This is a genomic window from Streptosporangium amethystogenes subsp. fukuiense, assembly GCF_042665875.1.
Lineage (GTDB): Bacteria > Actinomycetota > Actinomycetes > Streptosporangiales > Streptosporangiaceae > Streptosporangium > Streptosporangium fukuiense.
The window spans coordinates 8,799,591-8,822,441 of the sequence record NZ_JBHTEE010000001.1 but is presented as its reverse complement, the minus strand read 5'-3'; the positions used below and the strand labels follow the sequence as shown (position 1 = coordinate 8,822,441).

Sequence of the window (22,851 nt, the reverse complement as noted above, 5' to 3'; positions counted from 1 at the left end):
AAGAGGGCGATTTCCGCCGTGTCGTCTGAGTCGTCGCGGACAAACCCGCTGGCAGCCTTTGGCCAGAACGAGTGGCTGGTCGACGAGCTGTACCAGAAATACCTCCAGGACCCCGAGTCGGTCGACCGGGCCTGGTGGAGCTTCTTTGCCGACTACAGCCCTGATGCAGGGGCCGGCAGAGTCGCTCCCCCGGGTGCGGCGACCGCCGCGTCCACTCCTCCGACACCCACCGCTTCCTCGACCCCGGCCACCCCAGCCCCGGCCAGCGCGGCTCCGGCCGCCGCGGCCCCCGTGACGACGACCCCAGCGCCGGCGGCGGCCAAGGCCGCCCCGGCGGACCGATCCAAGCAGGAGACGCAGTTGCCCGCCGGTGCCGAGGAAGTTCGACTACGCGGCGCGGCCGCGAGGACTGCCGCCAACATGGAGGCCAGCCTTGTGGTTCCGACGGCGACCAGCGTGCGCGCGGTCCCGGCGAAGCTGCTGATCGACAACCGGATCGTGATCAACAACCACCTGTCGCGCGGTCGCGGCGGCAAGGTGTCGTTCACCCATCTCATCGGCTACGCGGTGATCAAGGCCCTCAAGGTCCTGCCGGAGATGAACCACTCCTACGCCGAGGTCGACGGCAAGCCGGCGCTGGTCAAGCACGAGCACGTCAATCTGGGCCTGGCCATCGACGTCGCCAAGAGCGACGGCACCCGTCAGCTCCTGGTCCCGTCGATCAAGGCGACCGAGCAGATGGACTTCCGCCAGTTCTGGGTCGCCTATGAGGACGTGGTGCGCAAGGCCAGGGCGGGCAAGCTGGGGGTCGACGACTTCGCCGGCACCACGATCTCGCTGACCAACCCGGGCACCATCGGCACCGTGCACTCGGTGCCGCGCCTGATGCCGGGACAGGGCACGATCATCGGCGTCGGCGCGATGGAGTACCCCGCGGAGTACCAGGGCGCCTCCCCCGACACGCTCTCCCGCCTCGCGGTGAGCAAGGTCATGACGCTCACCAGCACCTACGACCACCGGATCATCCAGGGTGCCCAGTCCGGCGACTTCCTGCGGCAGGTCCACCGGCTGCTGCTGGGCGAGGACGGCTTCTACGACGAGATCTTCGAGGCCCTCCGGATCCCGTACGAGCCGATCCGCTGGGTCCAGGACATCTCCACCACGCACGACGACGACGTGGCGAAGTCCGCGCGGGTCATAGAGCTGATCCACGCCTTCCGGGTCCGCGGCCACCTGATGGCGGACACCGACCCGCTGGAGTACAAGCAGCGCAAGCACCCCGACCTGGACATCAAGTCGCACGGTCTGACCCTCTGGGACCTGGAGCGCGAGTTCGCCACCGGCGGTTTCGGCGGCCGGCCCCTGATGAAGCTGCGCGACATTCTCGGCGTGCTGCGCGACTCCTACTGCCGGACCATCGGCGTGGAGTACATGCACATGCAGAACCCCGAGGAGCGGGCCTGGATCCAGGCGCGCGTCGAGCGGCCGCACGCCAAGCCCGACCGCACCGAGCAGCTGCGTGTCCTGGAGCGGCTGAACACCGCCGAGGCGTTCGAGACGTTCCTGCAGACGAAGTTCGTGGGGCAGAAGCGCTTCTCGCTGGAGGGCGGCGAGTCGCTGATCCCGCTGCTCGACTCGGTGCTGAGCGCCGCGGCCGAGGAGCGGCTCGACGAGGCCGTGGTCGGCATGGCCCACCGAGGTCGACTCAACGTGCTGGCCAACATCGTCGGCAAGTCGTACGGGCAGATCTTCGGCGAGTTCGAGGGCAACATCGACCCGCGCAGCGCCCACGGCTCCGGTGACGTCAAGTACCACCTGGGTGCCAGCGGCGACTTCGTCTCGCCCGACGGTTCCAAGCTCAGGACCTCGGTCGTGGCCAACCCCTCCCACCTGGAGACGGTCGACCCGGTTCTGGAGGGCGTGGTCCGCGCCAAGCAGGACCTCCTGGAGCGCGGCGAGGAGGGCTTCACGGTCCTGCCCGTGCTCGTCCACGGCGACGCGGCCTTCGCGGGCCAGGGCGTGGTGGCCGAGACCCTCAACCTGTCGCAGCTGCGCGGCTACCGCACCGGCGGCACCGTGCACATCGTGGTCAACAACCAGGTCGGCTTCACCACCAGCCCGGCCAGCTCGCGTTCCAGCGTGTACGCCACCGACGTGGCCCGGATGATCCAGGCCCCGATCTTCCATGTCAACGGCGACGACCCCGAGGCCGTGGTCCGGGTCGGCCGCCTGGCCTTCGAGTACCGCCAGGCGTTCCGCAAGGACGTCGTGATCGACCTGATCTGCTACCGGCGTCGCGGCCACAACGAGATGGACAACCCGGGCTTCACCCAGCCGCTGATGTACGACCTGATCGACGCCAAGCGCTCCACCCGCAAGCTCTACACCGAGGCGCTGATCGGCCGGGGCGACATCACGGTCGAGGAGGCCGAGGGCGCGCTCCGCGACTACCAGGCCAAGCTGGAGAACGCCTTCGCCGAGACCCGGGCGGCGGCCAACGAGCCGACGGACGAGTTCTCCCGCCCGATCGACATGGAGACCATCCCCTGGTCCCACGAGGACGTCAAGACGGCCATCTCCGAGGAGACCGTCAAGCGGATCGTGGAGACCCAGCTCAACATGCCCGAGGGCTTCACCGTCCACCCGCGCCTGCTGCCGGTGCTGCAGCGTCGCGGGCAGATGGTCACCGAGGAGCGTATCGACTGGGGCATGGGCGAGACCCTGGCGTTCGGATCGCTGCTGATCGACGGCCACCCGGTCCGCCTCGTCGGCCAGGACTCCCGGCGCGGCACGTTCACCCAGCGGCACGCCGTGCTGGTCGACCGGGTCACCGGCGAGGAGCACACCCCGCTCAAGGCGTTCAACCAGGGCACCACGAAGTTCTACGTCTACGACTCCCTGCTGAGCGAGTACGCCGCGCTCGGCTTCGAGTACGGCTACAGCGTGGAACGGCCCGAGGCGCTGGTCGCCTGGGAGGCGCAGTTCGGCGACTTCGTGAACGGCGCTCAGTCGATCATCGACGAGTACCTCACCTCGGGCGAGCAGAAGTGGGGCCAGCGTTCCGGCGTCACCCTGCTGCTGCCGCACGGCTACGAGGGACAGGGCCCCGACCACTCCTCGGCTCGCATCGAGCGCTTCCTGCAGATGTGCGCCCAGGACAACATGACCGTCGCGCAGCCCACGGTGCCGGCCAACTACTTCCACCTGTTGCGCTGGCAGACGCTGTCGAACCGGCACCGCCCGCTGGTGGTGTTCACGCCCAAGTCGCTGCTGCGGCACAAGGCGGCGATCTCGTCGGTCAGCGAATTCACCTCGGGGTCGTTCCAGCCGGTGCTCGGCGACACCACCGTCGCCCCGGCCGGCGTCCGCAAGGTCGTGCTGGTCTCCGGCAAGCTCTACTACGACCTGGCGGCGGCTCGCGACAAGCAGGGCCGCAACGACGTGGCGATCGTCCGTCTCGAGCGGCTCTACCCGTTCCCCGGCAACCCGCTGGAGGTCGAGCTGAGCCGTTACTCCGCCGACGTCGAGCTGGTGTGGGCGCAGGACGAGCCGCTCAACATGGGTCCGTGGCCGTTCCTCGCGCTCAAGATGGCCGAGAATCCGGGTGTCTTCGGCGGCCGTACGATCAAGCGGGTCTCCCGCAAGGCCAACTCCTCCCCGGCGACCGGCTCGCACTCGGCCCACGAGGCCGAGCTGCAGCAGATGCTGGGCGAGGTCTTCGTCTAGCAGGAAGGACCGCCGACCGGCGGTCCGCAGTGCAGGCGTCACCACGGAAGTCCCCCGCAGGAACCTCTGCGGGGGACTTCCCCGTTATGACAAGTGTCACCACGAGGAGAACGATGTACTTCACCGATCGGGGCATCGAGGAGCTCGTCGAGCGTCGTGGCCAGGAGGAGGTCACCATCGGGTGGCTGGCGGAGCGGCTGCGCGAGTTCGTCGACCTGAACCCCGACTTCGAGACTCCGGTGGAACGGCTGGCCACCTGGCTGGCCCGGCTGGAAGACGAGGACGACTGAAATAACACGATATATCTTGACCTCCCGACTGACGCGACATATCGTGTCATGCACAAGGAGGTCACGAACATGCGGCAGTGGACGATCGAGAAACCAGAGCAGCTCACCTTCGACTCCGTGAAAAAGCTGAACGTACGCATCGTGGCGGGCAGGCTGGCGGTGCTGGCCGGCGACGGCCCCGCCATGCTCGAGGTCACCGAGGTGGACACCACACCGCTGCTCGTCACCCACGACGACGACGGCACGCTCACCGTCACCTACAAGGACCTGACCTGGGACGGCCTGCTGGGCTGGCTGCGCCCGGGGCGACGCCGGGCGACGCTGACGCTGACCGCGCCCAAGGACTGCCCGATCAACGTGGGGGTGGTCTCCGCCTCCGCGGTCGTCTCCGGATTCGAGGACCGCACCTCGGTCAGGGGCGTCTCGGGTGACATCGTGCTCGACGGAGTGAGCGGGGAGATCAACGCCGACACCGTCTCCGGTGACGTGGAGAGCCGCGACCTGGTCGGGGACCTGTCGTTCAAGAGCGTCTCCGGCGAGCTGACCGTGGCGCAGGGCACCCCCCGGCGTCTCAGCGTCACCACCGTCTCCGGCCGGATCACCGCCGACCTGGAGCTCCCGCCGACCGGTCACGTGACGCTGAACAGCGTCACCGGCGACATCGTGCTCAGGCTCCCGCACGCCGTGGACGCCGATGTCAAGATCCGCTCCACCTCGGGCAGGCTCGACACCGCCTTCTCCGAACTCCACCACTCCATCCAGACCGGCACGAGGTCGCTGACCGGCCGGATCGGCGGCGGCATGGCCTCCCTGACGGCGCACACCGTCTCCGCCGATGTCACCCTGCTGAAGGGAGCCCAAGCATGAGCCCGGTTTTCGGTCATGGAAGGCTCCGGCTCTATCTCCTGAAGCTGCTCCAGGAGAGCCCCCGCCACGGTTACGAGGTGATCCGGCTGCTCCAGGATCGCTTTCTCGGTGTCTACTCCCCCTCGCCCGGCACGATCTACCCGCGCCTGGCCCGCCTGGAGGAGGAGGGGCTGGTCACCCACGAGGTCGTGAACGGCAAGAAGGTCTTCACGATCAGCGACCGGGGCCGCGCCGAGCTCAACGACCGCCTCGACGAGCTCGCCGATCTGGAGCAGGAGATCTCCGACTCGGTCCGCGACATCGCCCGCGAGGTCAAGGAGGACGTGCGCGACACCGTGAAGTCGCTGCGCGAGGAGCTCACCCAGATGGCGCGTGACGTGCGCCAGGGCGCCAGGCACGAGGAGAAGCAGGCCAGGCAGGACCAGCGCAGGGCCTGGCACGAGCAGAAGACGGAGTGGCAGCGCCAGAAGCACGAGTGGCAACGCCAGACCGGCGAGTGGAAGGACGACTGGAAGCGGATCTGGGCCGTCGGCTTCGCCGGCGAGGGGTCACACGCCGTCGACGCCCGGCTCGGGCAGATGCTGGCCGAGTTCGCCGAGGAGGTCCACCGGGACGCGTCGAACGCGCAGGTCACCGAGGAGACCCTGGCCACCGCGCAGGACGCCCTGTACGACGCGGCCCGCCGCATCCGCGAAGCGCTCCGGTGACCATCCGCCTTCCCGCCGACGGCCGGTCCGCGCCCCCGCCACGCGACGCGCACGGACCGGCGGCACGGGACAGGCGGCCTTTCCTCAGGCGACGCGCATGGCGCGGGCGAGCCGCTCCTGTGCGCGTGCCGCCCGCCTGGCGTGATAGGCGATCGGCAGGTATCTGGCCCGCTCGGGCAGGCGTGGCATCGTCGCGGCGACCGCCCTGCCGAGACGGCGCAGCCGCACCTCGTCCCTGGCGGTCCACGGCAGTTCCAGCTTCCGGCGAACCGCGTCCGGCAGCGTGCCGACCGTGACGAAGTGGTTGAGCCGGCCCGAGGTCAGACCGAGCGGACGCCACAGTGCCCGCAGCGGCCCCCGGAGCGGCGGCGGTGCCCCCACCGTGAGCGTGGTCTCCAGCACGTCGTGCGCCGTCGGATGGTTCTCCAGCGTGTTGTCGACCATGTCGTGGAAGTAGGTCCAGTAGTCGCCGACCGTGGCGGGGAACATCCGCTCGGGGACCCGCAGGATCCGGCCCAGGCGGATGACCTCCTTGTACAGGCGCTGCTCCTCCTGCGGGGTGTACGGCCGCTCGCCGAAGTACTTCGCCATGGTGACGGCGCGCTCGAAGGCGGTCAGGTGCACCCAGGCGTACGGTCCCGCGCTCAGCGCGTGGTAGCTCCTGCCCTGTGCGTCGACACCGCTGATGTCCTTGTGCATCTCACGCAGGCGCTTACCTTCCTCGATGGCCTGCGGTCCTCCGTACACCCAGGTCTGCAGCGAGTTGAGCGAGCGGGTGAGCCGTCCCCACGGGTCGGACCGGTAGACCGACTGCTGGCCGACCGCGGCACCGATCGCCGGGTGCATGACCTGCATGATGAGACCGCCGCCGAGCAGGAACATCAGCCGCTGGTCGCCCATCCCGTCCCAGAGCAGGTCGCCGGGGCCGAACGGTTCGGGTTCGCCGCGCGCGGGCCCGTCGTCCCCCGCCTCGGGGAGAGTCGGGACGGGACCACCGGGTGCGGAGGAGCCGGCGGGCGCGGCGAGGGGGGCGCGCGGTGCGTCGGGGTCGCGGCGCGCGATTGAGTCGGTCATTCCGGGCCTCCCGGGTGATACATCGCTCATCCGTGTTCTATCACCCGAGAGGCCAAGAAGTAACCCATTACTTACGTGCGTGACCGGGAACACATCGGTGCCCGGCTGCGGACCGCGTTCACCCCGGCAGCGTGAAGACGACCTTCCCGAAGAGCTCACCCTCGTGCATGGCAGCGATGCCCTCGCGGGCCTCGGTCAACGGAAGGACCCGGTCGATCAGCGGGCGGGTGCCCGTCTGCTCCATGAAGCGGGCGAGCCTGCCCAGTTGGTCGCGGCTGCCCATGGTGGAGCCGATCACCGAGAGCTGGAGGAAGAAGATGCGGTTCAGCTCGGCCGGCGGGACCACCCCGCTGGTCGCGCCTGAGATCACGATCCGCCCGCCGGGGCGCAGCGCCTTCAGCGAGTGCGCCCAGGTCGCCTGGCCGACGGTCTCCATCACCGCGTCGACCCGCTCGGGCAGCCGGGCACCGTCCTCGAACACCTGGTCGGCGCCCAGCTCCAGGGCCCGCGCCCGCTTCTTCTCAGAGCGGCTGGTCGCCCAGACCCGGTATCCCCCGGCCCGGCCCAGCAGGATCAGCGCGGTGGCCACGCCACCGCCCGCGCCCTGGACCAGCACCGTCGAGCCCGGCTCCAGCCCGGCCTTGTCGAACAGCATGCGGTAGGCGGTCAACCAGGCCGTCGGCAGGCAGGCGGCCTCCTCGAAGCTGAGCGCGGCGGGCTTGGGCACGAGGTTGCGCCTGGGCACGACGACCCGCTCGGCGAAGGTGCCGTCGTACTTCTCCGACAGCAGGGAACGCTTCGGGTCGAGCGTCTCGTCGGCACCGCTGCCGATCACCGAGTGCACGATGACCTCGTTGCCGTCCTCGTCGTACCCCGCCGCGTCGGTGCCGAGCACCATCGGGAGCTGCTCCGCGCGGATGCCCACGCCCTTCAGGGTGAAAAGGTCGTGGTGGTTGAGCGAGACCGCTCTCACCGTGACGGTGGTCCACCCCTCGGGGACCTGGGGTTCCGGGCGCTCACCAAGGGTGAGACCGGCGAGCGGATTGTCGGGATCGATCTGCGTGGCGGTTACAGCGAACATGGCCGCACCCTACGCTGTCCGCCTGACGACTATTTCAGCGACCGCCCTCTCTACGTGCCCTCGCTCTCCCGAGGCCGCCACGTACACCCCGTCCTGGCAGGTCTCGGCGGAGAAGCGACGCCGCTGCTCGATCACGGAGAGTTCGATCGCCGCGACGTCACAGCCGGGCACCGGCGCCAGCACGAGCAGCGTCTCCCTGGCCCCGCCGAACCACAGCTGCGGCCCTACCTGCTCGCCGCGGAAGGTCTCCCCCGGCCGGGCCAGCCGCACCGGAGCCTGGGCGTCGAGCACCAGGTAGCCGTCCCTGGTCACCCTGCCGCGCAGGTTGCGCGCCCAGAGCATGCGCTGCTCGAAGGGCATGCCGTCCTTGAGATCGCGCAGCGCCACGAACCAGGGGTCGAACGCGAACAGCAGCACCTCCCCCTCGACGGGACTCATCGGGTGCCAGAGTGTGACCTGCCCGGCCAGCTTCCGGATCATCGGCCTGCCCATCGCCACCCCGGCCGGCCCTCCCTGCGGCACGGTCAGCTGCCGGTACGTGCCGGCCTCCCCGTCGAGCCTGCCCGTCATCGCGGGCCGGACCCCCAGCCCGGCCAGGCCCAGTTCCGCCGGGTAGCCGACCTCCGCCGCCGAGCCGTCGGGGAAGACCACGTTGAGGATCTCCCTGCCGCCTCTGTGCCGGGGCCGGGGGTAGAGCACGTTGGGTGCGTCCTCCGCGACGGCCTCCGCCCTGGCGGGCACCGACGGCGGAGGTCGCGGAACGGAGTCCGGCTCCCGGCCTGCCAGCAGGCTCACCACCGGCACCAGCACGAGGGCGGCCAGCACCGCCACGCCGATCCAGCGCCGTGGTCCTCTCGGGGACCTGGCCTCGATGATGTCGTGCGGTTCACCGGCCACGTCCTGGGCCGCCTCTTACGAGAAGGTACGGTTCTCGCTCCATCTTCGGGTTTCGACGGTCTTGATGCCATCACGAATCGGAGTCGATGCCCGTCGGGAGAGGATCACCAGGTCGCGACGTTCACCGGCCCTTCGGGGACCAGGCGCACCTCGGTGCCGACCAGTTCCCGCGACTCGGCCTCGGCGATCAGGTCGGGGTGGCGGACGTGGGCGTGTGCCCGGCCGCCGCCGGGAAGGTCGGCGATCAGGACGCCGCGTTCGGCCGCTCCGTCCCTGCCGTGTGCGACCGTGTATCCGGCGACGGTCGCGGAACCCTCGTAGGAGTCCGCGATCGGCACCGGTTCCGCGACGTACACCGGTGCGGCGTCACCCGGGACGCCTCCGGGCTCGGTGGACCAGACCGCGTAGGTGTGCTTGGTCAGGTGCATGCCGACCCCGGTGACCAGCCCGTGGCCCGGCGCGGCCCGCAGGCGCTCGGCCATCGCCGCCGTGGAGTGCAGGACGTAGTCACTGGCCGGACCTCCCGCGTACGGCAGGCCACCGGTGACGGTCAGCCCTCGCGGGTCGAGCGGGTCGAGTTCCACGGCGGCGCAGGCGGCGCGGAGCGCGATCGCGAAACAGCTGTAGAGGTCCAACGCGGACATCTCGTCGAGGCCGGTCCCCGCCCGCTCGAAGGCCGCCCGCGCCGCGGCGGCCATGGCCGGCGAGGAGCCGAGCGCGGGACGGGCCGCCACCTCCCAGGTGTCCTCGGCGTAGGACCATCCCCGCAGGTAGACGCGTTTGTCTCGGGGGATGCCGAGCCGGTCGGCGAGCCCGTCGCTGACCAGGATCGCGGCGGCGGCCTGGTCCACCTCCATGACCGCGACGGTGCGCCTGGTGTAGGGCCAGCCGACGAACCGGTTGTCCGCGGCCGGGGTGACCAGTTCCGAGGGCTTCGCGACCTCCCGGTACCAGGCGTGCGGGTTGGCCGCGGCGATCTCGGTCATCGGGGCCATCATCAGCCCTCGCGCCGCCCGCTCCTCCTCGATGGACTCGCCCGCCGCCGCCCGCCGGGCCGTTTCCATGATCGCGTAGGTGTGTACGGGCAGGAACAGCTCGTGGGCCAGCTCGGCCGGGTGCGGGGGCCGCTCCCAGCCGTAGGGCGGCTTGGGATTCGCCGGATGGCTCCACGCCACGCGCTCCCCCGCCCTGCGCAGGGCCCTGCGCGTGGCCAGCGCCTCGGCCCCGGCGACCAGGGCGGCGTCCATCTCGCCTCTGGCGATCATCGAGGCCGCCTCTCCGAGGAGCAGTTGCGGTGCCGTGCCGCTCACCTTGGAGTAGGCCCGGTGGCGGGGAGCGGCGCCGAGCCGTTCGGCGAGCCTGGCCGTCGGGTCGTCGTACTGCCAGGACTCGGTGTAGACGACCTGGATCGAGTCGAGGGCGTTCAGCAGACCTGGGGCTCCGGCGTCGGCGGCGGCCTCGCGGGCGACGAGTTCCCACAGATCCAACGGCTCGGGCCCCGGCTGGACGCGGACCGTGTGCTGGGCGACGCCGACGAGGCATGGGGTACGGGGATCTCCACTCATGCCGACATCCAACCAGAACATAATTCGGTTTAATAGGCCGGGGGTGCCGGAGTTACTTGAGAAACCTTCGGTAATCGCTGTTACCAATGGTGCCACAGAGGCCCACAGAGGCCCACAAAACCCGCTATGACCTGCAAAGATGCCTATTCGTTAAACCATAACAAATCGCTATTTAAATAACGGGATTGCATCGCCTGGAACCATTCGATGCTTTTTCCCGTCAATTCCTCGCCGACCGCCCGATTCAGTCAGTAACGTTCCGATCGTTTTCCCGGCGAGGAGAGGTCCCGTCTCCACGCCGAGTGTGAAAGGAGCTCCATGAATTCCCGAGCACGGCGCCTCACGATCCCCCTCACCGGCGTTCTCATGATCGCCGGAGTGATCGGCGCCACCACAGGCGCCAACGCCGCTCAAGCCCCCAGCGACGTGGTCAGTTCCCCGGCCTCGGAGACGGCCACGGAGGCCACCTCCTTCTGGTCGCCCGAGCGCATGCGCAAGGCCACGGACGCCACCGGCGACCTCGACCTGAGCATCAAGGGCGGCAAGGCCTCCGGCGCCGCGGGCCCCGACGGCCCCGGCGGAGCGGTCCCGCCGATCGGCGAGGAGGGCGCCAAGTCCGCCAAGAGCAAGCACGTCAACCTGCCCAACACCGTCGGCCGCGTCTTCTTCACCCTGCCCGGCGCCAACCCGGCGGACCCGAAGAGCTGGAAGTACTGCTCCGGCAGCTCCGTCCAGGGCAAGTACCGCAACGTGGTCGCCACCTCCGCGCACTGCGTCTACGACGTGAAGACCAACCAGTTCTACGACAACTGGATCTTCATTCCGTCCTACTGGGACGGCGACCAGGCGTGGGACGGCAAGAACCCCTACGGCATCTACGCGGCCAAGTGGTTCAACGCGCACGACGACTTCGTGGTGAAGGAGGACTACGACTACGACTACGCCTTCGTCAACGTCCACTCCGGGTTCAAGGTGAACTGGGAGAAGGACAAGGACGGCAAGTGGCAGCCGATCATCAAGAAGGTCGGACGGCTCGGCGACAACGTCGGCGGCCAGGGCTTCGCCTGGAACCAGAAGATCAAGAACACGGTCTTCGCCTTCGGCTACCCGGCCGGACTGCACCCCGACGGCGACAAGCCCTTCTCCGGCCGCACGATGAAGTGGTGCTACGGCAAGACCGGCGCCATGCCGGCCGCGCCGAAGTACAACGTCCAGGAGCACATCGGCTTCAAGTGCGCCTTCACCGCGGGCGCGAGCGGCGGCCCGTGGCTCTACAAGTACAAGAGCTCCAGCCGGACCGGCTACCTGATCGGCGTCAACAGCGTCGCCTGGGACACCGACAAGAACGACCGGTACGACAAGATCTCCTCGCCGTACTTCAACAGCGACACCTACAAGGTCTACAAGGCCGCGGCCAACCGCTGGACCGACTGACCCGCGCGACCGTCCCGTGAGGGTTCGACCTGCCGGATGAGGAGGGGCCCGGTCTCAGGACCGGGTCCCTGCTCGCGTCGACGGTCATCGCCCTGTCCCGGAGCGTTCCAAGGACAAGCGGACGCCCGCCGCCGAGTCAACGGGTTTCCGCAGTTCACACGCCAAAAAAGGCCGTACGAGGCTCCTCGGCCCAACAAGGCAAGATCAGACGGGCAGGACCGATTTCCGGTTCCATGGATTTGGTAACGAAATCATATCGGTCCAAGCCTCTGCCCGTTTTGTAGCTCTTTAACCCATCTTTGCCGAGTACGGTCACCTCTTGTCTCTTTACGCATGCGTGGATCGCGTCCCGAGTGGTCCATGACAAAGAAGGAGCTTCATTGAACCCCCGAGCCAAGCGTCTGATCCTTCCCCTCGGCGGTGCCCTCGCGGCGGCCGCGATGATCGGCGCCTCCCTCCCCGCCACCGCACAGGCGAGCACCGCCGACCCCGACATCAAGTCGGCGGCGCTCACCCCCTCCGGTAACGCGAAGGCCATCGCGGGCTACTGGACCGCCTCGAAGCTGAAGTCGGCGAAGACCTACCTCTCCGACTCCACCGTCTCGGCGAAGCTGAAGAAGACCGGCGCCGCCAGGGCGGCCGCCGACGGCAAGCCCGGCGTCGTCGCCCCCACCGGTGAGGGCGGCAAGTCCGCCGGCAAGTCGCGGAACGTGAACCTCCCGATCACCGTCGGCAAGGTCTTCTTCGTCGACAACAAGGGGCAGGAGCGCTGGTGCTCCGGCAGCTCCGTGCAGTCGAAGTACCGCAACCTGGTCGCCACCGCCGGCCACTGCGTCTACGACACCGACACGAACAAGCCGTTCGACAACTTCGTGTTCATCCCCGGCTACTACCAGGGCAAGGCTCCCTGGGGCATCTATGTCGGCGCCAAGGTCAACACCCACGACGACTTCACGGTCTACGAGGACTACGACTACGACTACGCCTTCGTCAACGTCTACAACGGCGTCAAGCAGCAGCCGGAGAAGGAGGTCGACTACAAGACCTTCAAGGCGCACGTCGACAAGGGCGGGGTTGGCCGCGAGGACGCCAAGACCGTCGACTTCGAGACCTACGACAGGTGGACCCAGAAGGGTGGCATCGGCAAGGTCGAGAACATCTCCTCCGAGGACGAGGTCGGCCCCCAGTACAAGGGCGCCCTCGCCGTCGCGTCGGAGACGGACAAGTGGGCCTGGGAGAAGGTCACCGGTGAGGTCTACGGCCTGAAGAACGACAAGGTCACGCTCAAGGGCAAGGAACTGCCGCAGGGCGACTGGCCCAAGGCCGGCTCCAAGCTCGAGAGCCGTGTCGAGAACGTCACCAAGGCCGACTACGACGCATACAAGGGTCCGGGCTACAAGAAGGTCGACGACAAGGGCAACTACACCATCACCCACTACTACGTGGTGAAGTACATCAAGAAGACCGCGTCGGTGAAGTATGTGATCTTCCGCCACTACATCTCGACGGTGGCCGACGCCGGCCGCCTCGGCGACAATGTCGGTGGCCAGGGCTTCAGCTGGAACCAGAAGCTGGGCAAGAAGGTCTTCACGTTCGGCTACCCGACCTCGGCCCACCTGGACGGCGACAAGCCGTACTCCGGTCACACCCAGAAGTGGTGCTACGGCACGACCGTCGCCGCGCCCGTCGTCGCGGCCTACAAGGCCGAGGAGCACCAGGCGATCAAGTGCGCCTTCACCCCCGGCGCCAGCGGTGGCCCCTTCCTGCTGCAGTACAAGAACAGCAAGCGGACCGGCTACCTCAACGGCGTGGTGAGCCTGACCGTCGACAGCGACAAGAACGGCCGCTACGACCGCGTCACCACCCCGTACTTCAACGGTGAGACGTACGGCATCTACAAGCACGCGGCCAACCTCTGGACCGGGAAGCTCCCGGCCTAGGACGCAGTTCGCGTGAACCAGGAAGGGCCCGGTACGCACCGGGCCCTTTCCGTACCTTCACGGGGTGCTTATACACCCTCGGGCACACTGGCCAGATAACGGAGTATGAGCGGATCGGTCCAGCGAACTGCCCAAAACCAAGTTGATCTGGAAAAATCACCCCTTGCATCCCTGGTAGTCCCCTGAAACTCCGGCCTCCCGAAAGGAATCTTCCTCATGTCCTCCCGCGTACGGCGGCTCACGGCCACACTCGGGACGCTGGTCGCCGCCTGTGTGACCGTGACGTCGGCATTCGCCGGGAGCGCCGCGGCGGGTCCGCTGAACACGGTGCCCAGCGGTATCACCTCGATCCCGCTGACCAAGAGCGCCGCCGACATGAGACGGATCGCGGAGTACTGGAGCCCGGCCAGGCTCAAGCAGGCCATGGACAATGTGCCCGCGACACCCGGGGTACCGGCGGCACCCAGTGGGAAATCCGGCACCACCACCTCGCCGTCCCCCAGTGCCGGAAGCGCCACGGCCGGAAGCACCACCACCGGAAACGCCACGGCCGCCGCCGCCGGGGAGACAGGCGACGCGACAGCCAGGACCGAGGAGACCACCGCCACGACCAGCGGCGGGAAGAACTCCGCCAAGCCCAAGGGGACCGCCCCCCTGGTCAGGCCCACCCTCCCGAAGAAGCGGGCTCCTGGCTCCGGCGGCTCCCCGCTGACCGTCGGCAAGGTGTTCTTCCGGATCGGCAACAAGGACTACTGGTGCTCCGCCTCCTCGGTGGCGGCGGCCAACCGCAACCTGGTCGCGACGGCCGGACACTGCGCCTACGACGCCAAGACGGGCAGCCAGGCCGAGTACTGGATCTTCATCCCCGGCTACAACAAGGGCGACACCCCGTACGGGATCTATGTCGGTCACTCGCTCAACCTGCATGAGGACTTCGTCGGCAGGGGTGACTACGACTACGACTACGCGTTCGTCACCGTGCACGACGGCTTCAGGTGGAAGGCGGGCAAGACCGCCGGCAGCTACGAGATGGAAAGTGTCGGAAGCCTGGAGGACAACGTCGGCGGACAGGGCCTGGCGACCAACCGGGGCACCGGCCTGTTCACCCTCGCCTTCGGCTACCCCGCCGCCCCGCACCCCGACGGCAGCAGGCCCTACGACGGCCAGCGGCTGAAGTCGTGCGACGGGCGCACAGAAAAGGTGAAGGCCCCCGCTCGTCTGGTCGAGCAGGGTATCGCCCTGACCTGCGGGTTCACCACCGGCGCGAGCGGCGGCCCCTGGCTGATCTCCTACGACAACAGGACCGCGCTCGGCTACCTCAACGGCGTCAACAGCTTCGCCTGGGACACCGACACCGACCGCAGATACGACCGGATCTCCTCCCCGTACTTCATCGCGTCGACCTACGTCGCCTATCACTGGGCGGCCACCCAGCAGGCGCCCCGAACATAACGACACCTTAAGAGAGCCTTAAGAGAGCCTTAGTCGACGTTTGGCCCGGCGATCCCTGCATAGGTTCGTAGCTTGTCGTCCCGCAGTTCCCGGATGTCCGGGAACGTTGCAGCGCAAGGAGCTCGTCTTTTGAAGCACTCTCGTCTTTCCCTCGGTGGCTCCGCAGCCGCCACCGCCCTGCTGGCCACCACCCTGGTCGGCCCCCTGGCGGGCACCGCCCAGGCCGCCCCCGACTGGGCGACCGACCCGATGGCCAGGAACAACTCCTCGGCGGTCTCGGTCATCAACTTCTGGGCAGCCTCGAACTTCGCCGCCCTCAAGAAGGCGACCGTCTACAACGTGGACCCCGGCGCCCCGAAGATGAAGGTCGGTGGCGGTTTCTCCCCCGACGGCAGGCCCGGTACCGTCGGCCCGACCGGCTCGCAGAAGCCCACCCCCTCACTCGCCAAGAACGTCAACCTGCCCAAGACCATCGGCAAGGTGTTCTTCGTCGTCAACGGGCAGTACCGGTGGTGCTCGGCCACCTCGATCCAGGGCAAGTACCGCAACCTGGTCGCCACGGCCGGCCACTGCGTCTACGACCCCGACAGCAACAGCGACACCCTCGACAAGTGGGTCTTCGTCCCCGGCTACTACCAGGGCAAGACCCCGTGGGGCATCTACGTCGGCAAGTCGGCGTGGACGCACTACGACTTCGCCAACTACGAGGACTACGACAAGGACTACGCCTTCGTCACCGTCTACAACGGAGTCGCCTTCAACGGCGTCAAGCAGGTCACCAAGGCCGAGTACGCGGGGTTCAGCGGCCCCAAGTGGTCGCGTGGCTCGCACTACTACATCCTGCTCTCCAAGGACGTCGGCCGCCTGGGTGACAACGTCGGCGGCCAGGGCTTCACCTGGAACCAGAGGACCGGCAAGCCCGTCTATGTCTTCGGTTACCCCGCCGCCCCGCACCCCGACGGCGACCGGCCCTACAGCGGCGTGACCCCCAAGTACCTGTACGGCAAGCCGTCAGGCAAGGAGTACGTCTCCGCGGCGCACAAGGTCGAGGAGCACGTCGGCCTCAAGGGCGCCTTCACCCCCGGCGCCGACGGTGGCCCGTGGTTGACGCAGTACAGCAGTGCCCAGCGTCTGGGCTACGTCAACGGCGTCACCAGCCTCCTCGGCGACCAGGACCAGAACGACCGCTACGACCTGATCACCTCGCCGTACTTCGACGGTGAGACGGCCGACATCTACCGCAAGGCCGCCAACGTGTGGTCCGGCAGGATCGTCGGCCCGAACGGGGAGCTCTACAAGTAGTTCGCACACCTTCGAACAGCGGGACCCGGCGCCACGCGCCGGGTCCCGCACCCGTTTCCGGGGCGGGAAGAGCTCGGCTCGGAGGGGCCGGAAGCCGGGTTGCGAGTTGACGCGAAAGCCGGATCGGCCCCTGAAGGAGACGTTAGACGTGCCCACGGCGGAATCGGTGCCATCAAATTGATGTGATCTATGTCACAGGGGGATGGTGGCTCACAGTAAGTGGGCACTCACGTCACATTCGCCACCTTCATCCCAACATCATGTCTAGCTGCGTAAACACCTTGAGCAAGTTTTGGTTACAGCATCGGCATCAGGACCACTTAAACATCACGAAACGATCTCGGCACTCCAGATCCGCCTCTTCCCCCTCAAAGCGGCTTCCGGTCTTCAAGATCGACGCTGTATGTTTCTGGCATTCCCTTTACTGACGCATGGGACGCAAGAAGCGTTCCACATCAGACCAAGGAGTTCCCCTTGAAGCGCATCCTCCTCCCCGCCGGTGGCGCCATCCTGGCCACCGGTCTGCTGGCCGCCGGTCTGGCCGGCACCGCCACCGCCGCGGTTCCGGACTGGGCCTACGACACCCTGGCCAAGGACGCCCCCTCCGCCTACGCGGTGGCCGAGTTCTGGACCAAGGTCAACGGCACCACGAACAACCTGGCCAAGGCCACTCCCTACACCTGGGAGACCAAGGCCACGCCGAAGCTGAACGCCGGTGGCGGCTACGTCGCCGACGGCAAGCCCGGCGTCGTCGCCCCGATCGGCGAAGAGAAGAAGACCGCCGCGAAGGTCAAGAACGTCAACCTGCCGAAGTCCATCGGCAAGGTGTTCTTCGTCGACGCCGACAACAACCTCAAGTGGTGCTCGGCCACCTCGATCCAGGGCAAGTACCGCAACCTGGTCGCCACCGCCGGTCACTGCGTCTACGACGACGGCAAGGACGCCAGCGTCATGGACAACTGGGTCTTCGTCCCCGGCTACTACCAGGGCAAGACCCCGTGGGGCATCTACGTCGGTAAGACCGCCTACACCCACTACGACTTCGCCAACTACGAGGACTACGACAAGGACTTCGCCTTCGTCACGGTCTACAACGGCATCCAGATCGGTGGGGGTGTCAAGGAGGTCTCCTACAAGGAGTTCCAGGACTACGACGGGCCGAAGTTCGAGAAGGCCGAAGAGGTCAAGGACTTCGAGACCTACGACAAGCTGACCCAGAAGGGTTACGTCGGCAAGGTCGAGAACGTCAAGGCCTCCGACGAGGTCGGCCCTGACCACAAGGACGCCACCCCGGTCTCCATTGAGGTCGACAAGTGGACCTGGGAGAAGGTCACCGGCGACGTCTTCGCCGTCAAGGGCAACGACGTCTACAAGGGCAACTCCAAGCTCGGCAAGCACCAGTGGCCGGCGGCGGGCTCCAAGCTCGCTTCGAAGGTCACCGATGTCACCAAGAGCGAGTACGAGGCCTACAAGGGTCTTGGCTACAAGGCCACCGATGGTAAGGGCAACTACACCATCACCGAGTACTTCGTCGTGAAGTACACGAAGAACACCGAGTCCGTGAAGTACGTGATCTTCCGTCACTTCATCAGCCCGATCGCGGACGTCGGCCGCCTCGGTGACAACGTCGGTGGCCAGGGCTTCACCTGGAACCAGAAGCCGCAGCAGACGGTGTTCGTGTTCGGCTACCCGGCCGACGCGCACCCCGACGGCAACAAGGCCTACACCGGTGTCACGCCGAAGTGGACCTACGGCAAGACCAACGCCCAGAAGTACGTGCAGGCCGCGACCAAGACCGAAGAGCACGTCGGTCTGAAGAGCTCCTTCACCCCCGGCGCCGACGGTGGCCCCTGGCTCACCAAGTACAGCAGCGCCAAGCGTCTGGGCTACGTCAACGGTGTCACCAGCCTCTTCGGTGACCAGGACGCCAACGGCCGCTACGACCTCATCACCTCGCCGTACTTCGACGGTGAGACCGCGGCCATCTACACCAAGGCCGCGAACGTGTGGTCCGGCTCGATCGTCAAGAAGTAGTAGCTCCCTGACGATCACCCGAGCCTGAGCGTCCAAACCTCAGACTCACCTGATCCACCAGCTTCACCCGAAGGGGCCCGGCGTCAGCCGGGCCCCTTCGGCCATCCCCACCGGAGTCCCGGAATCGGCTCCCGGTTTCACATAAATGGTGAGGGGCCCGGCTGACGCCGGGCCCCTCACCATTCACCATTTGGGAGACGGCTCCGCCTGGAGCTCGACGATCTCTCCATCGGGGGATCACGGTCCAGGAGCCAAGGCGACGTCGATCACAGAGAATTCCACGTGCACCGACTTCTCGCTTACTCCGCAGAGGCACCTTCGCGGCGCCACATCGCGTTTTCCGGGAAGGTCGAACCTTCCCAGCCGGGAGTACCCGCCTTCCCTGTCGTCGCCCGGCAGGAAAAGGATCATGCCTCTGCAGGGCGACAGGGGCACGGAGGAGACCTCGCGCGCCGTCTCCCGGCATCTGCCCGCCGTGGCACCGTTGCTCTCCGTGCCGCTTTGGCCTCTCCTCGCCATCGGACTCCCTCCGGGAGGCCTCTTAGACGTATCACTCGCCCAATCGGTGCCATCGATTTATTGTGATCTGCATCACATGACAAGGGTGACCACTAATGTTCACCCTCTTATGTCACATCGACCACTTTCCATCAAACCAGTGCCCATCTGCACAAACGTCTCTTCAGCCCTCGATCTCAACAACAGCTTCAAGGGTGCCCAAACATCACGAAATTGCATCGAGGCGATCAGGGCGGACTTTGGCCCCAAGTCGGCTTCCGGTGCTCAAGATCGACGCTGTATGTTTCTGGCATTCCCTTTACTGACGCATGGGACGCAAGAAGCGTTCCACATCAGACCAAGGAGTTCCCCTTGAAGCGCATCCTCCTCCCCGCCGGTGGCGCCATCCTGGCCACCGGTCTGCTGGCCGCCGGTCTGGCCGGCACCGCCACCGCCGCGGTTCCGGACTGGGCCTACGACACCCTGGCCAAGGACGCCCCCTCCGCCTACGCGGTGGCCGAGTTCTGGACCAAGGTCAACGGCACCACGAACAACCTGGCCAAGGCCACTCCCTACACCTGGGAGACCAAGGCCACGCCGAAGCTGAACGCCGGTGGCGGCTACGTCGCCGACGGCAAGCCCGGCGTCGTCGCCCCGATCGGCGAAGAGAAGAAGACCGCCGCGAAGGTCAAGAACGTCAACCTGCCGAAGTCCATCGGCAAGGTGTTCTTCGTCGACGCCGACAACAACCTCAAGTGGTGCTCGGCCACCTCGATCCAGAGCAAGTACCGCAACCTGGTCGCCACCGCCGGTCACTGCGTCTACGACGACGGCAAGGACGCCAGCGTCATGGACAACTGGGTCTTCGTCCCCGGCTACTACCAGGGCAAGACCCCGTGGGGCATCTACGTCGGTAAGACCGCCTACACCCACTACGACTTCGCCAACTACGAGGACTACGACAAGGACTTCGCCTTCGTCACGGTCTACAACGGCATCCAGATCGGTGGGGGTGTCAAGGAGGTCTCCTACAAGGAGTTCCAGGACTACGACGGGCCGAAGTTCGAGAAGGCCGAAGAGGTCAAGGACTTCGAGACCTACGACAAGCTGACCCAGAAGGGTTACGTCGGCAAGGTCGAGAACGTCAAGGCCTCCGACGAGGTCGGTCCTGACCACAAGGACGCCACCCCGATCGCGGTCGAGGTCGACAAGTGGGCCTGGGAGAAGATCACCAGCAAGACCTACAAGGTCTTCGGCGGCGACATCTACGAGAAGGACGGCCGCGGCGGCCACGGCAGGGACGACAAGAGCCGCCACGGCGGCCACGGCGGCTACGGCGACTGGGACAAGCTCAACAGGAACGAGTGGCCGGCGGCGGGCTCCAAGATCGAGTCCAAGGTCACCAGCGTCACCAAGAGCGAGTACGAGGCCTACAAGGGTCTTGGCTACAAGGCCACCGATGGTAAGGGCAACTACACCATCACCGAGTACTTCGTCCTGAAGTACACGAAGAACACCGAGTCCGTGAAGTACGTGATCTTCCGTCACTTCATCAGCCCGATCGCGGACGTCGGCCGCCTCGGTGACAACGTCGGTGGCCAGGGCTTCACCTGGAACCAGAAGCCGCAGCAGACGGTGTTCGTGTTCGGCTACCCGGCCGACGCGCACCCCGACGGCAACAAGGCCTACACCGGTGTCACGCCGAAGTGGACCTACGGCAAGACCAACGCCCAGAAGTACGTGCAGGCCGCGACCAAGACCGAAGAGCACGTCGGTCTGAAGAGCTCCTTCACCCCCGGCGCCGACGGTGGCCCCTGGCTCACCAAGTACAGCAGCGCCAAGCGTCTGGGCTACGTCAACGGTGTCACCAGCCTCTTCGGCGACCAGGACGCCAACGGCCGCTACGACCTCATCACCTCGCCGTACTTCGACGGTGAGACCGCGGCCATCTACACCAAGGCCGCGAACGTGTGGTCCGGCTCGATCGTCAAGAAGTAGTAGCTCCCTGACGATCACCCGAGCCTGAGCGTCCAAACCTCAGACTCACCTGATCCACCAGCTTCACCCGAAGGGGCCCGGCATCAGCCGGGCCCCTTCGGCCATCCCCACCGAAATCCCGCCGGTGAAGGCTTTCCGCGCCGCGGGCAGGAGGGCTCCTACCCCGCTCGCCCAACGCCGCCCTGGCCCCCAACCGCGGCCTCCGCCGCAGAACCGCGGCCCGGGAGCAGGTCCTGGCCGACCGAACCTGCCTCCCCTGGTTCCTTCAAGGCGAACGACCGGCAGCGTGCGTGACCCGTTCGCACACATGTACCGGCCGCTCAACGCGTACCTGGTGAGCGCGGTTACCAGCGGGCTTCTTCCACGACGTGACGCGCGACGGATGTCAGGGTTCCAGGAAACCGTGAACGCCCCCCGCCGGTCGGGCGAGGGGCGTTCACGGTTGGGTGCCTGATGGGCGTGATCGTGCTCAGGTGCCGGGTGGCGGAGTTCGCCTGCCACCGCACCTGGGTGATTGTGGCAGGTGAGAGCCCTAGAGACGGGCGACCCCGTCGGCACGGGCCTGCTCGGAGACGGCGGCGATGACCGCCGGGGCGACGCGCTCGTCGAACGGGCTGGGGATCACGTAGTCGGCCGACAGATCGTCGTCCCCGACCACCCCGGCCAGCGCCTCGGCGGCGGCGACCTTCATGTTCTCGGTGATCGTGGTGGCACGGACGTCGAGCGCCCCGCGGAAGACGCCGGGGAAGGCCAGCACGTTGTTGATCTGGTTGGGGAAGTCGGAACGGCCGGTCGCGACCACCTGCGCGTACTTGCGCGCGATCTCCGGCCGCACCTCAGGCGTCGGGTTGGACAGCGCGAAGACGATCGAACCGGAGGCCATCGACGCGATGGCCTCCTCCGAGACCGTCGAGCCCGACAGCCCGATGAACACGTCGGCCCCGGCCAGCGCCTGCTCGGTGGAACCATGCAGACCGGCCCTGTTGCTGTCGCGGGCCAGGGCCTCCTTCACCGGGTTGAGACCGTCGCGGCCCTGGTGGATGATCCCCTTGGAGTCGGCCACCGCGATGTCACCGATGCCCGCGTTGAGCAGGATCCGGCTGACCGCGATCCCGGAGGCGCCGGCACCGGCGACCACGGCCCGCAGATCGCCCAGCGAGCGACCGGTCAGCCGCGCCGCGTTCTTCAGCGCGGCCAGCGCGACGATCGCGGTGCCGTGCTGGTCGTCATGGAAGACGGGAATGTCGAGGATCTCGCGGAGACGCGCCTCGACCTCGAAACAGCGAGGAGCACTGATGTCCTCGAGGTTGATCCCCCCGAAGGAGGGGGCGAGCCGGACGACCGTCTCGACCAGTTCGTCCACGTCGGTGCAGTCCAGGCAGATGGGCACCGCGTCGACGCCTGCGAACTGCTTGAACAGCAGGGCCTTGCCCTCCATGACCGGCATGGCGGCGGCAGGCCCGATGTCTCCGAGACCGAGCACCGCGGTGCCGTCGGAGACGACGGCGACCACGTTGGAGATCCAGGTGTAGTCCTTGGCGAGTTCGGGCTTCTCGGCGATCGCGCTGCAGACCCTGGCCACGCCAGGTGTGTAGGCGAGTGCCAGGTCGTCGGCGTTGCGGACCGGGACCGTGGAACGGACCTCCAGCTTGCCCCCGCGGTGCAGGGCGAAGGCCGGATCCAGATCGAGGGCTTCGAGGGCTTCGAGAGAGATGGAAGATGGCATGGTGGCCACAGCGACCCCTGTAGTTCAGTCAGGCAGACGGATAGTTCCTTCTGAGGCGGCCGTGGAAAGCCTGTCCCCGGCTTCTGTAGCCGCTCGGGGCCTACTTCACTGAGCACGGTCGCCTGGAGGGTCCGGGGGTCACCCGTCGCTCGATTGTGCCACATGTTGAGACTGTCACCACGGGCGGGTACCCCATACTTTCGTCGTCCCGGTGTTAACCTCACCACACCGTGTAATACTCGAAGTCCATGCCACCTCTT

Annotated in this window: 15 protein-coding genes; 10 read left to right on the top strand and 5 right to left on the bottom strand. The window is 67.2% G+C overall.

Going from position 1 to position 22,851, the window contains the following annotated elements; translation table 11 throughout:
- Positions 1–18: 18 nt before the first annotated feature.
- The 4 genes from ACFQVD_RS39225 (at position 19) to ACFQVD_RS39210 (ending at position 5,590) form a co-directional block, all read left to right on the top strand.
- Positions 19–3,726, top strand: a complete 3,708-nt coding sequence (locus ACFQVD_RS39225) for a multifunctional oxoglutarate decarboxylase/oxoglutarate dehydrogenase thiamine pyrophosphate-binding subunit/dihydrolipoyllysine-residue succinyltransferase subunit (protein WP_343973260.1) — start codon at positions 19–21, stop codon at positions 3,724–3,726.
- A gap of 113 nt (positions 3,727–3,839) precedes the next feature.
- The gene (locus tag ACFQVD_RS39220) at positions 3,840–4,016 is read left to right on the top strand and encodes a DUF6104 family protein (protein WP_343973263.1); all 177 of its coding nucleotides are present in this window, start codon (positions 3,840–3,842) and stop codon (positions 4,014–4,016) included.
- A gap of 69 nt (positions 4,017–4,085) precedes the next feature.
- Entirely contained in the window at positions 4,086–4,883 is a 798-nt protein-coding gene (locus ACFQVD_RS39215) for a DUF4097 family beta strand repeat-containing protein (protein ID WP_343973266.1), read from the top strand.
- Positions 4,880–5,590: a PadR family transcriptional regulator gene (locus ACFQVD_RS39210; RefSeq protein ID WP_343973269.1), complete on the top strand. Its 711-nt coding sequence runs from the start codon at positions 4,880–4,882 to the stop codon at positions 5,588–5,590. The genes ACFQVD_RS39215 and ACFQVD_RS39210 overlap by 4 nt, the downstream gene beginning before the upstream one ends.
- An 84-nt stretch (positions 5,591–5,674) precedes the next feature.
- Here ACFQVD_RS39210 and ACFQVD_RS39205 read toward each other — a convergent pair whose 3' ends face one another.
- From ACFQVD_RS39205 to ACFQVD_RS39190, 4 genes are all read right to left on the bottom strand, one after another.
- The gene (locus ACFQVD_RS39205) at positions 5,675–6,664 is read right to left on the bottom strand and encodes an oxygenase MpaB family protein (RefSeq protein WP_343973272.1); all 990 of its coding nucleotides are present in this window, start codon (positions 6,662–6,664) and stop codon (positions 5,675–5,677) included.
- Between the two features lie 118 nt (positions 6,665–6,782).
- On the bottom strand, positions 6,783–7,745 hold the full coding sequence (locus ACFQVD_RS39200) for a zinc-binding dehydrogenase (protein WP_343973274.1): 963 nt from the start codon (positions 7,743–7,745) through the stop codon (positions 6,783–6,785).
- A 9-nt stretch (positions 7,746–7,754) separates the two neighbouring features.
- Positions 7,755–8,642 (bottom strand): hypothetical protein, encoded by an 888-nt coding sequence (locus ACFQVD_RS39195; protein WP_343973276.1) that lies wholly within the window; start codon positions 8,640–8,642, stop codon positions 7,755–7,757.
- A gap of 104 nt (positions 8,643–8,746) precedes the next feature.
- Positions 8,747–10,207 carry an acetyl-CoA synthetase gene (locus tag ACFQVD_RS39190; RefSeq protein ID WP_343973278.1) on the bottom strand — a complete coding sequence of 487 codons (1,461 nt, stop codon included), beginning with the start codon at positions 10,205–10,207 and terminating at the stop codon, positions 8,747–8,749.
- 318 nt (positions 10,208–10,525) lie between these two features.
- Between ACFQVD_RS39190 and ACFQVD_RS39185 the strand changes: the two genes are divergently transcribed.
- From ACFQVD_RS39185 to ACFQVD_RS39160, 6 genes are all read left to right on the top strand, one after another.
- A complete protein-coding gene (locus ACFQVD_RS39185; RefSeq protein WP_343973280.1) occupies positions 10,526–11,641 on the top strand; it encodes a trypsin-like serine peptidase in 1,116 nt (371 codons plus the stop codon).
- A gap of 380 nt (positions 11,642–12,021) precedes the next feature.
- Positions 12,022–13,581 (top strand): hypothetical protein, encoded by a 1,560-nt coding sequence (locus ACFQVD_RS39180; protein WP_343973283.1) that lies wholly within the window; start codon positions 12,022–12,024, stop codon positions 13,579–13,581.
- 216 nt (positions 13,582–13,797) lie between these two features.
- Positions 13,798–15,033 (top strand): trypsin-like serine peptidase, encoded by a 1,236-nt coding sequence (locus tag ACFQVD_RS39175; protein WP_343973286.1) that lies wholly within the window; start codon positions 13,798–13,800, stop codon positions 15,031–15,033.
- Between the two features lie 129 nt (positions 15,034–15,162).
- Positions 15,163–16,335: a trypsin-like serine peptidase gene (locus tag ACFQVD_RS39170; protein WP_343973289.1), complete on the top strand. Its 1,173-nt coding sequence runs from the start codon at positions 15,163–15,165 to the stop codon at positions 16,333–16,335.
- 474 nt (positions 16,336–16,809) lie between these two features.
- A complete protein-coding gene (locus ACFQVD_RS39165; protein ID WP_386273580.1) occupies positions 16,810–18,369 on the top strand; it encodes a hypothetical protein in 1,560 nt (519 codons plus the stop codon).
- 870 nt (positions 18,370–19,239) lie between these two features.
- Positions 19,240–20,865 carry a hypothetical protein gene (locus ACFQVD_RS39160; RefSeq protein WP_386273578.1) on the top strand — a complete coding sequence of 542 codons (1,626 nt, stop codon included), beginning with the start codon at positions 19,240–19,242 and terminating at the stop codon, positions 20,863–20,865.
- 532 nt (positions 20,866–21,397) lie between these two features.
- On the opposite strand, the gene ACFQVD_RS39155 is transcribed toward ACFQVD_RS39160, so the two are convergent.
- A complete protein-coding gene (locus tag ACFQVD_RS39155; RefSeq protein WP_343969230.1) occupies positions 21,398–22,591 on the bottom strand; it encodes an NAD(P)-dependent malic enzyme in 1,194 nt (397 codons plus the stop codon).
- Between the last annotated feature and the right edge of the window lie 260 nt (positions 22,592–22,851).

What these genes read in the sequence shown, in the direction of transcription:
- ACFQVD_RS39220 (WP_343973263.1), top strand. Translation starts at nt 3,840, where the DNA reads ATGTACTTCACCGATCGGGGCATCGAGGAGCTCGTCGAGCGTCGTGGC.
- ACFQVD_RS39215 (WP_343973266.1), top strand. Translation starts at nt 4,086, where the DNA reads ATGCGGCAGTGGACGATCGAGAAACCAGAGCAGCTCACCTTCGACTCC.
- ACFQVD_RS39210 (WP_343973269.1), top strand. Translation starts at nt 4,880, where the DNA reads ATGAGCCCGGTTTTCGGTCATGGAAGGCTCCGGCTCTATCTCCTGAAG.
- ACFQVD_RS39205 (WP_343973272.1), bottom strand. Translation starts at nt 6,664, where the DNA reads ATGACCGACTCAATCGCGCGCCGCGACCCCGACGCACCGCGCGCCCCC.
- ACFQVD_RS39200 (WP_343973274.1), bottom strand. Translation starts at nt 7,745, where the DNA reads ATGTTCGCTGTAACCGCCACGCAGATCGATCCCGACAATCCGCTCGCC.
- ACFQVD_RS39190 (WP_343973278.1), bottom strand. Translation starts at nt 10,207, where the DNA reads ATGAGTGGAGATCCCCGTACCCCATGCCTCGTCGGCGTCGCCCAGCAC.
- ACFQVD_RS39185 (WP_343973280.1), top strand. Translation starts at nt 10,526, where the DNA reads ATGAATTCCCGAGCACGGCGCCTCACGATCCCCCTCACCGGCGTTCTC.
- ACFQVD_RS39175 (WP_343973286.1), top strand. Translation starts at nt 13,798, where the DNA reads ATGTCCTCCCGCGTACGGCGGCTCACGGCCACACTCGGGACGCTGGTC.
- ACFQVD_RS39155 (WP_343969230.1), bottom strand. Translation starts at nt 22,591, where the DNA reads ATGCCATCTTCCATCTCTCTCGAAGCCCTCGAAGCCCTCGATCTGGAT.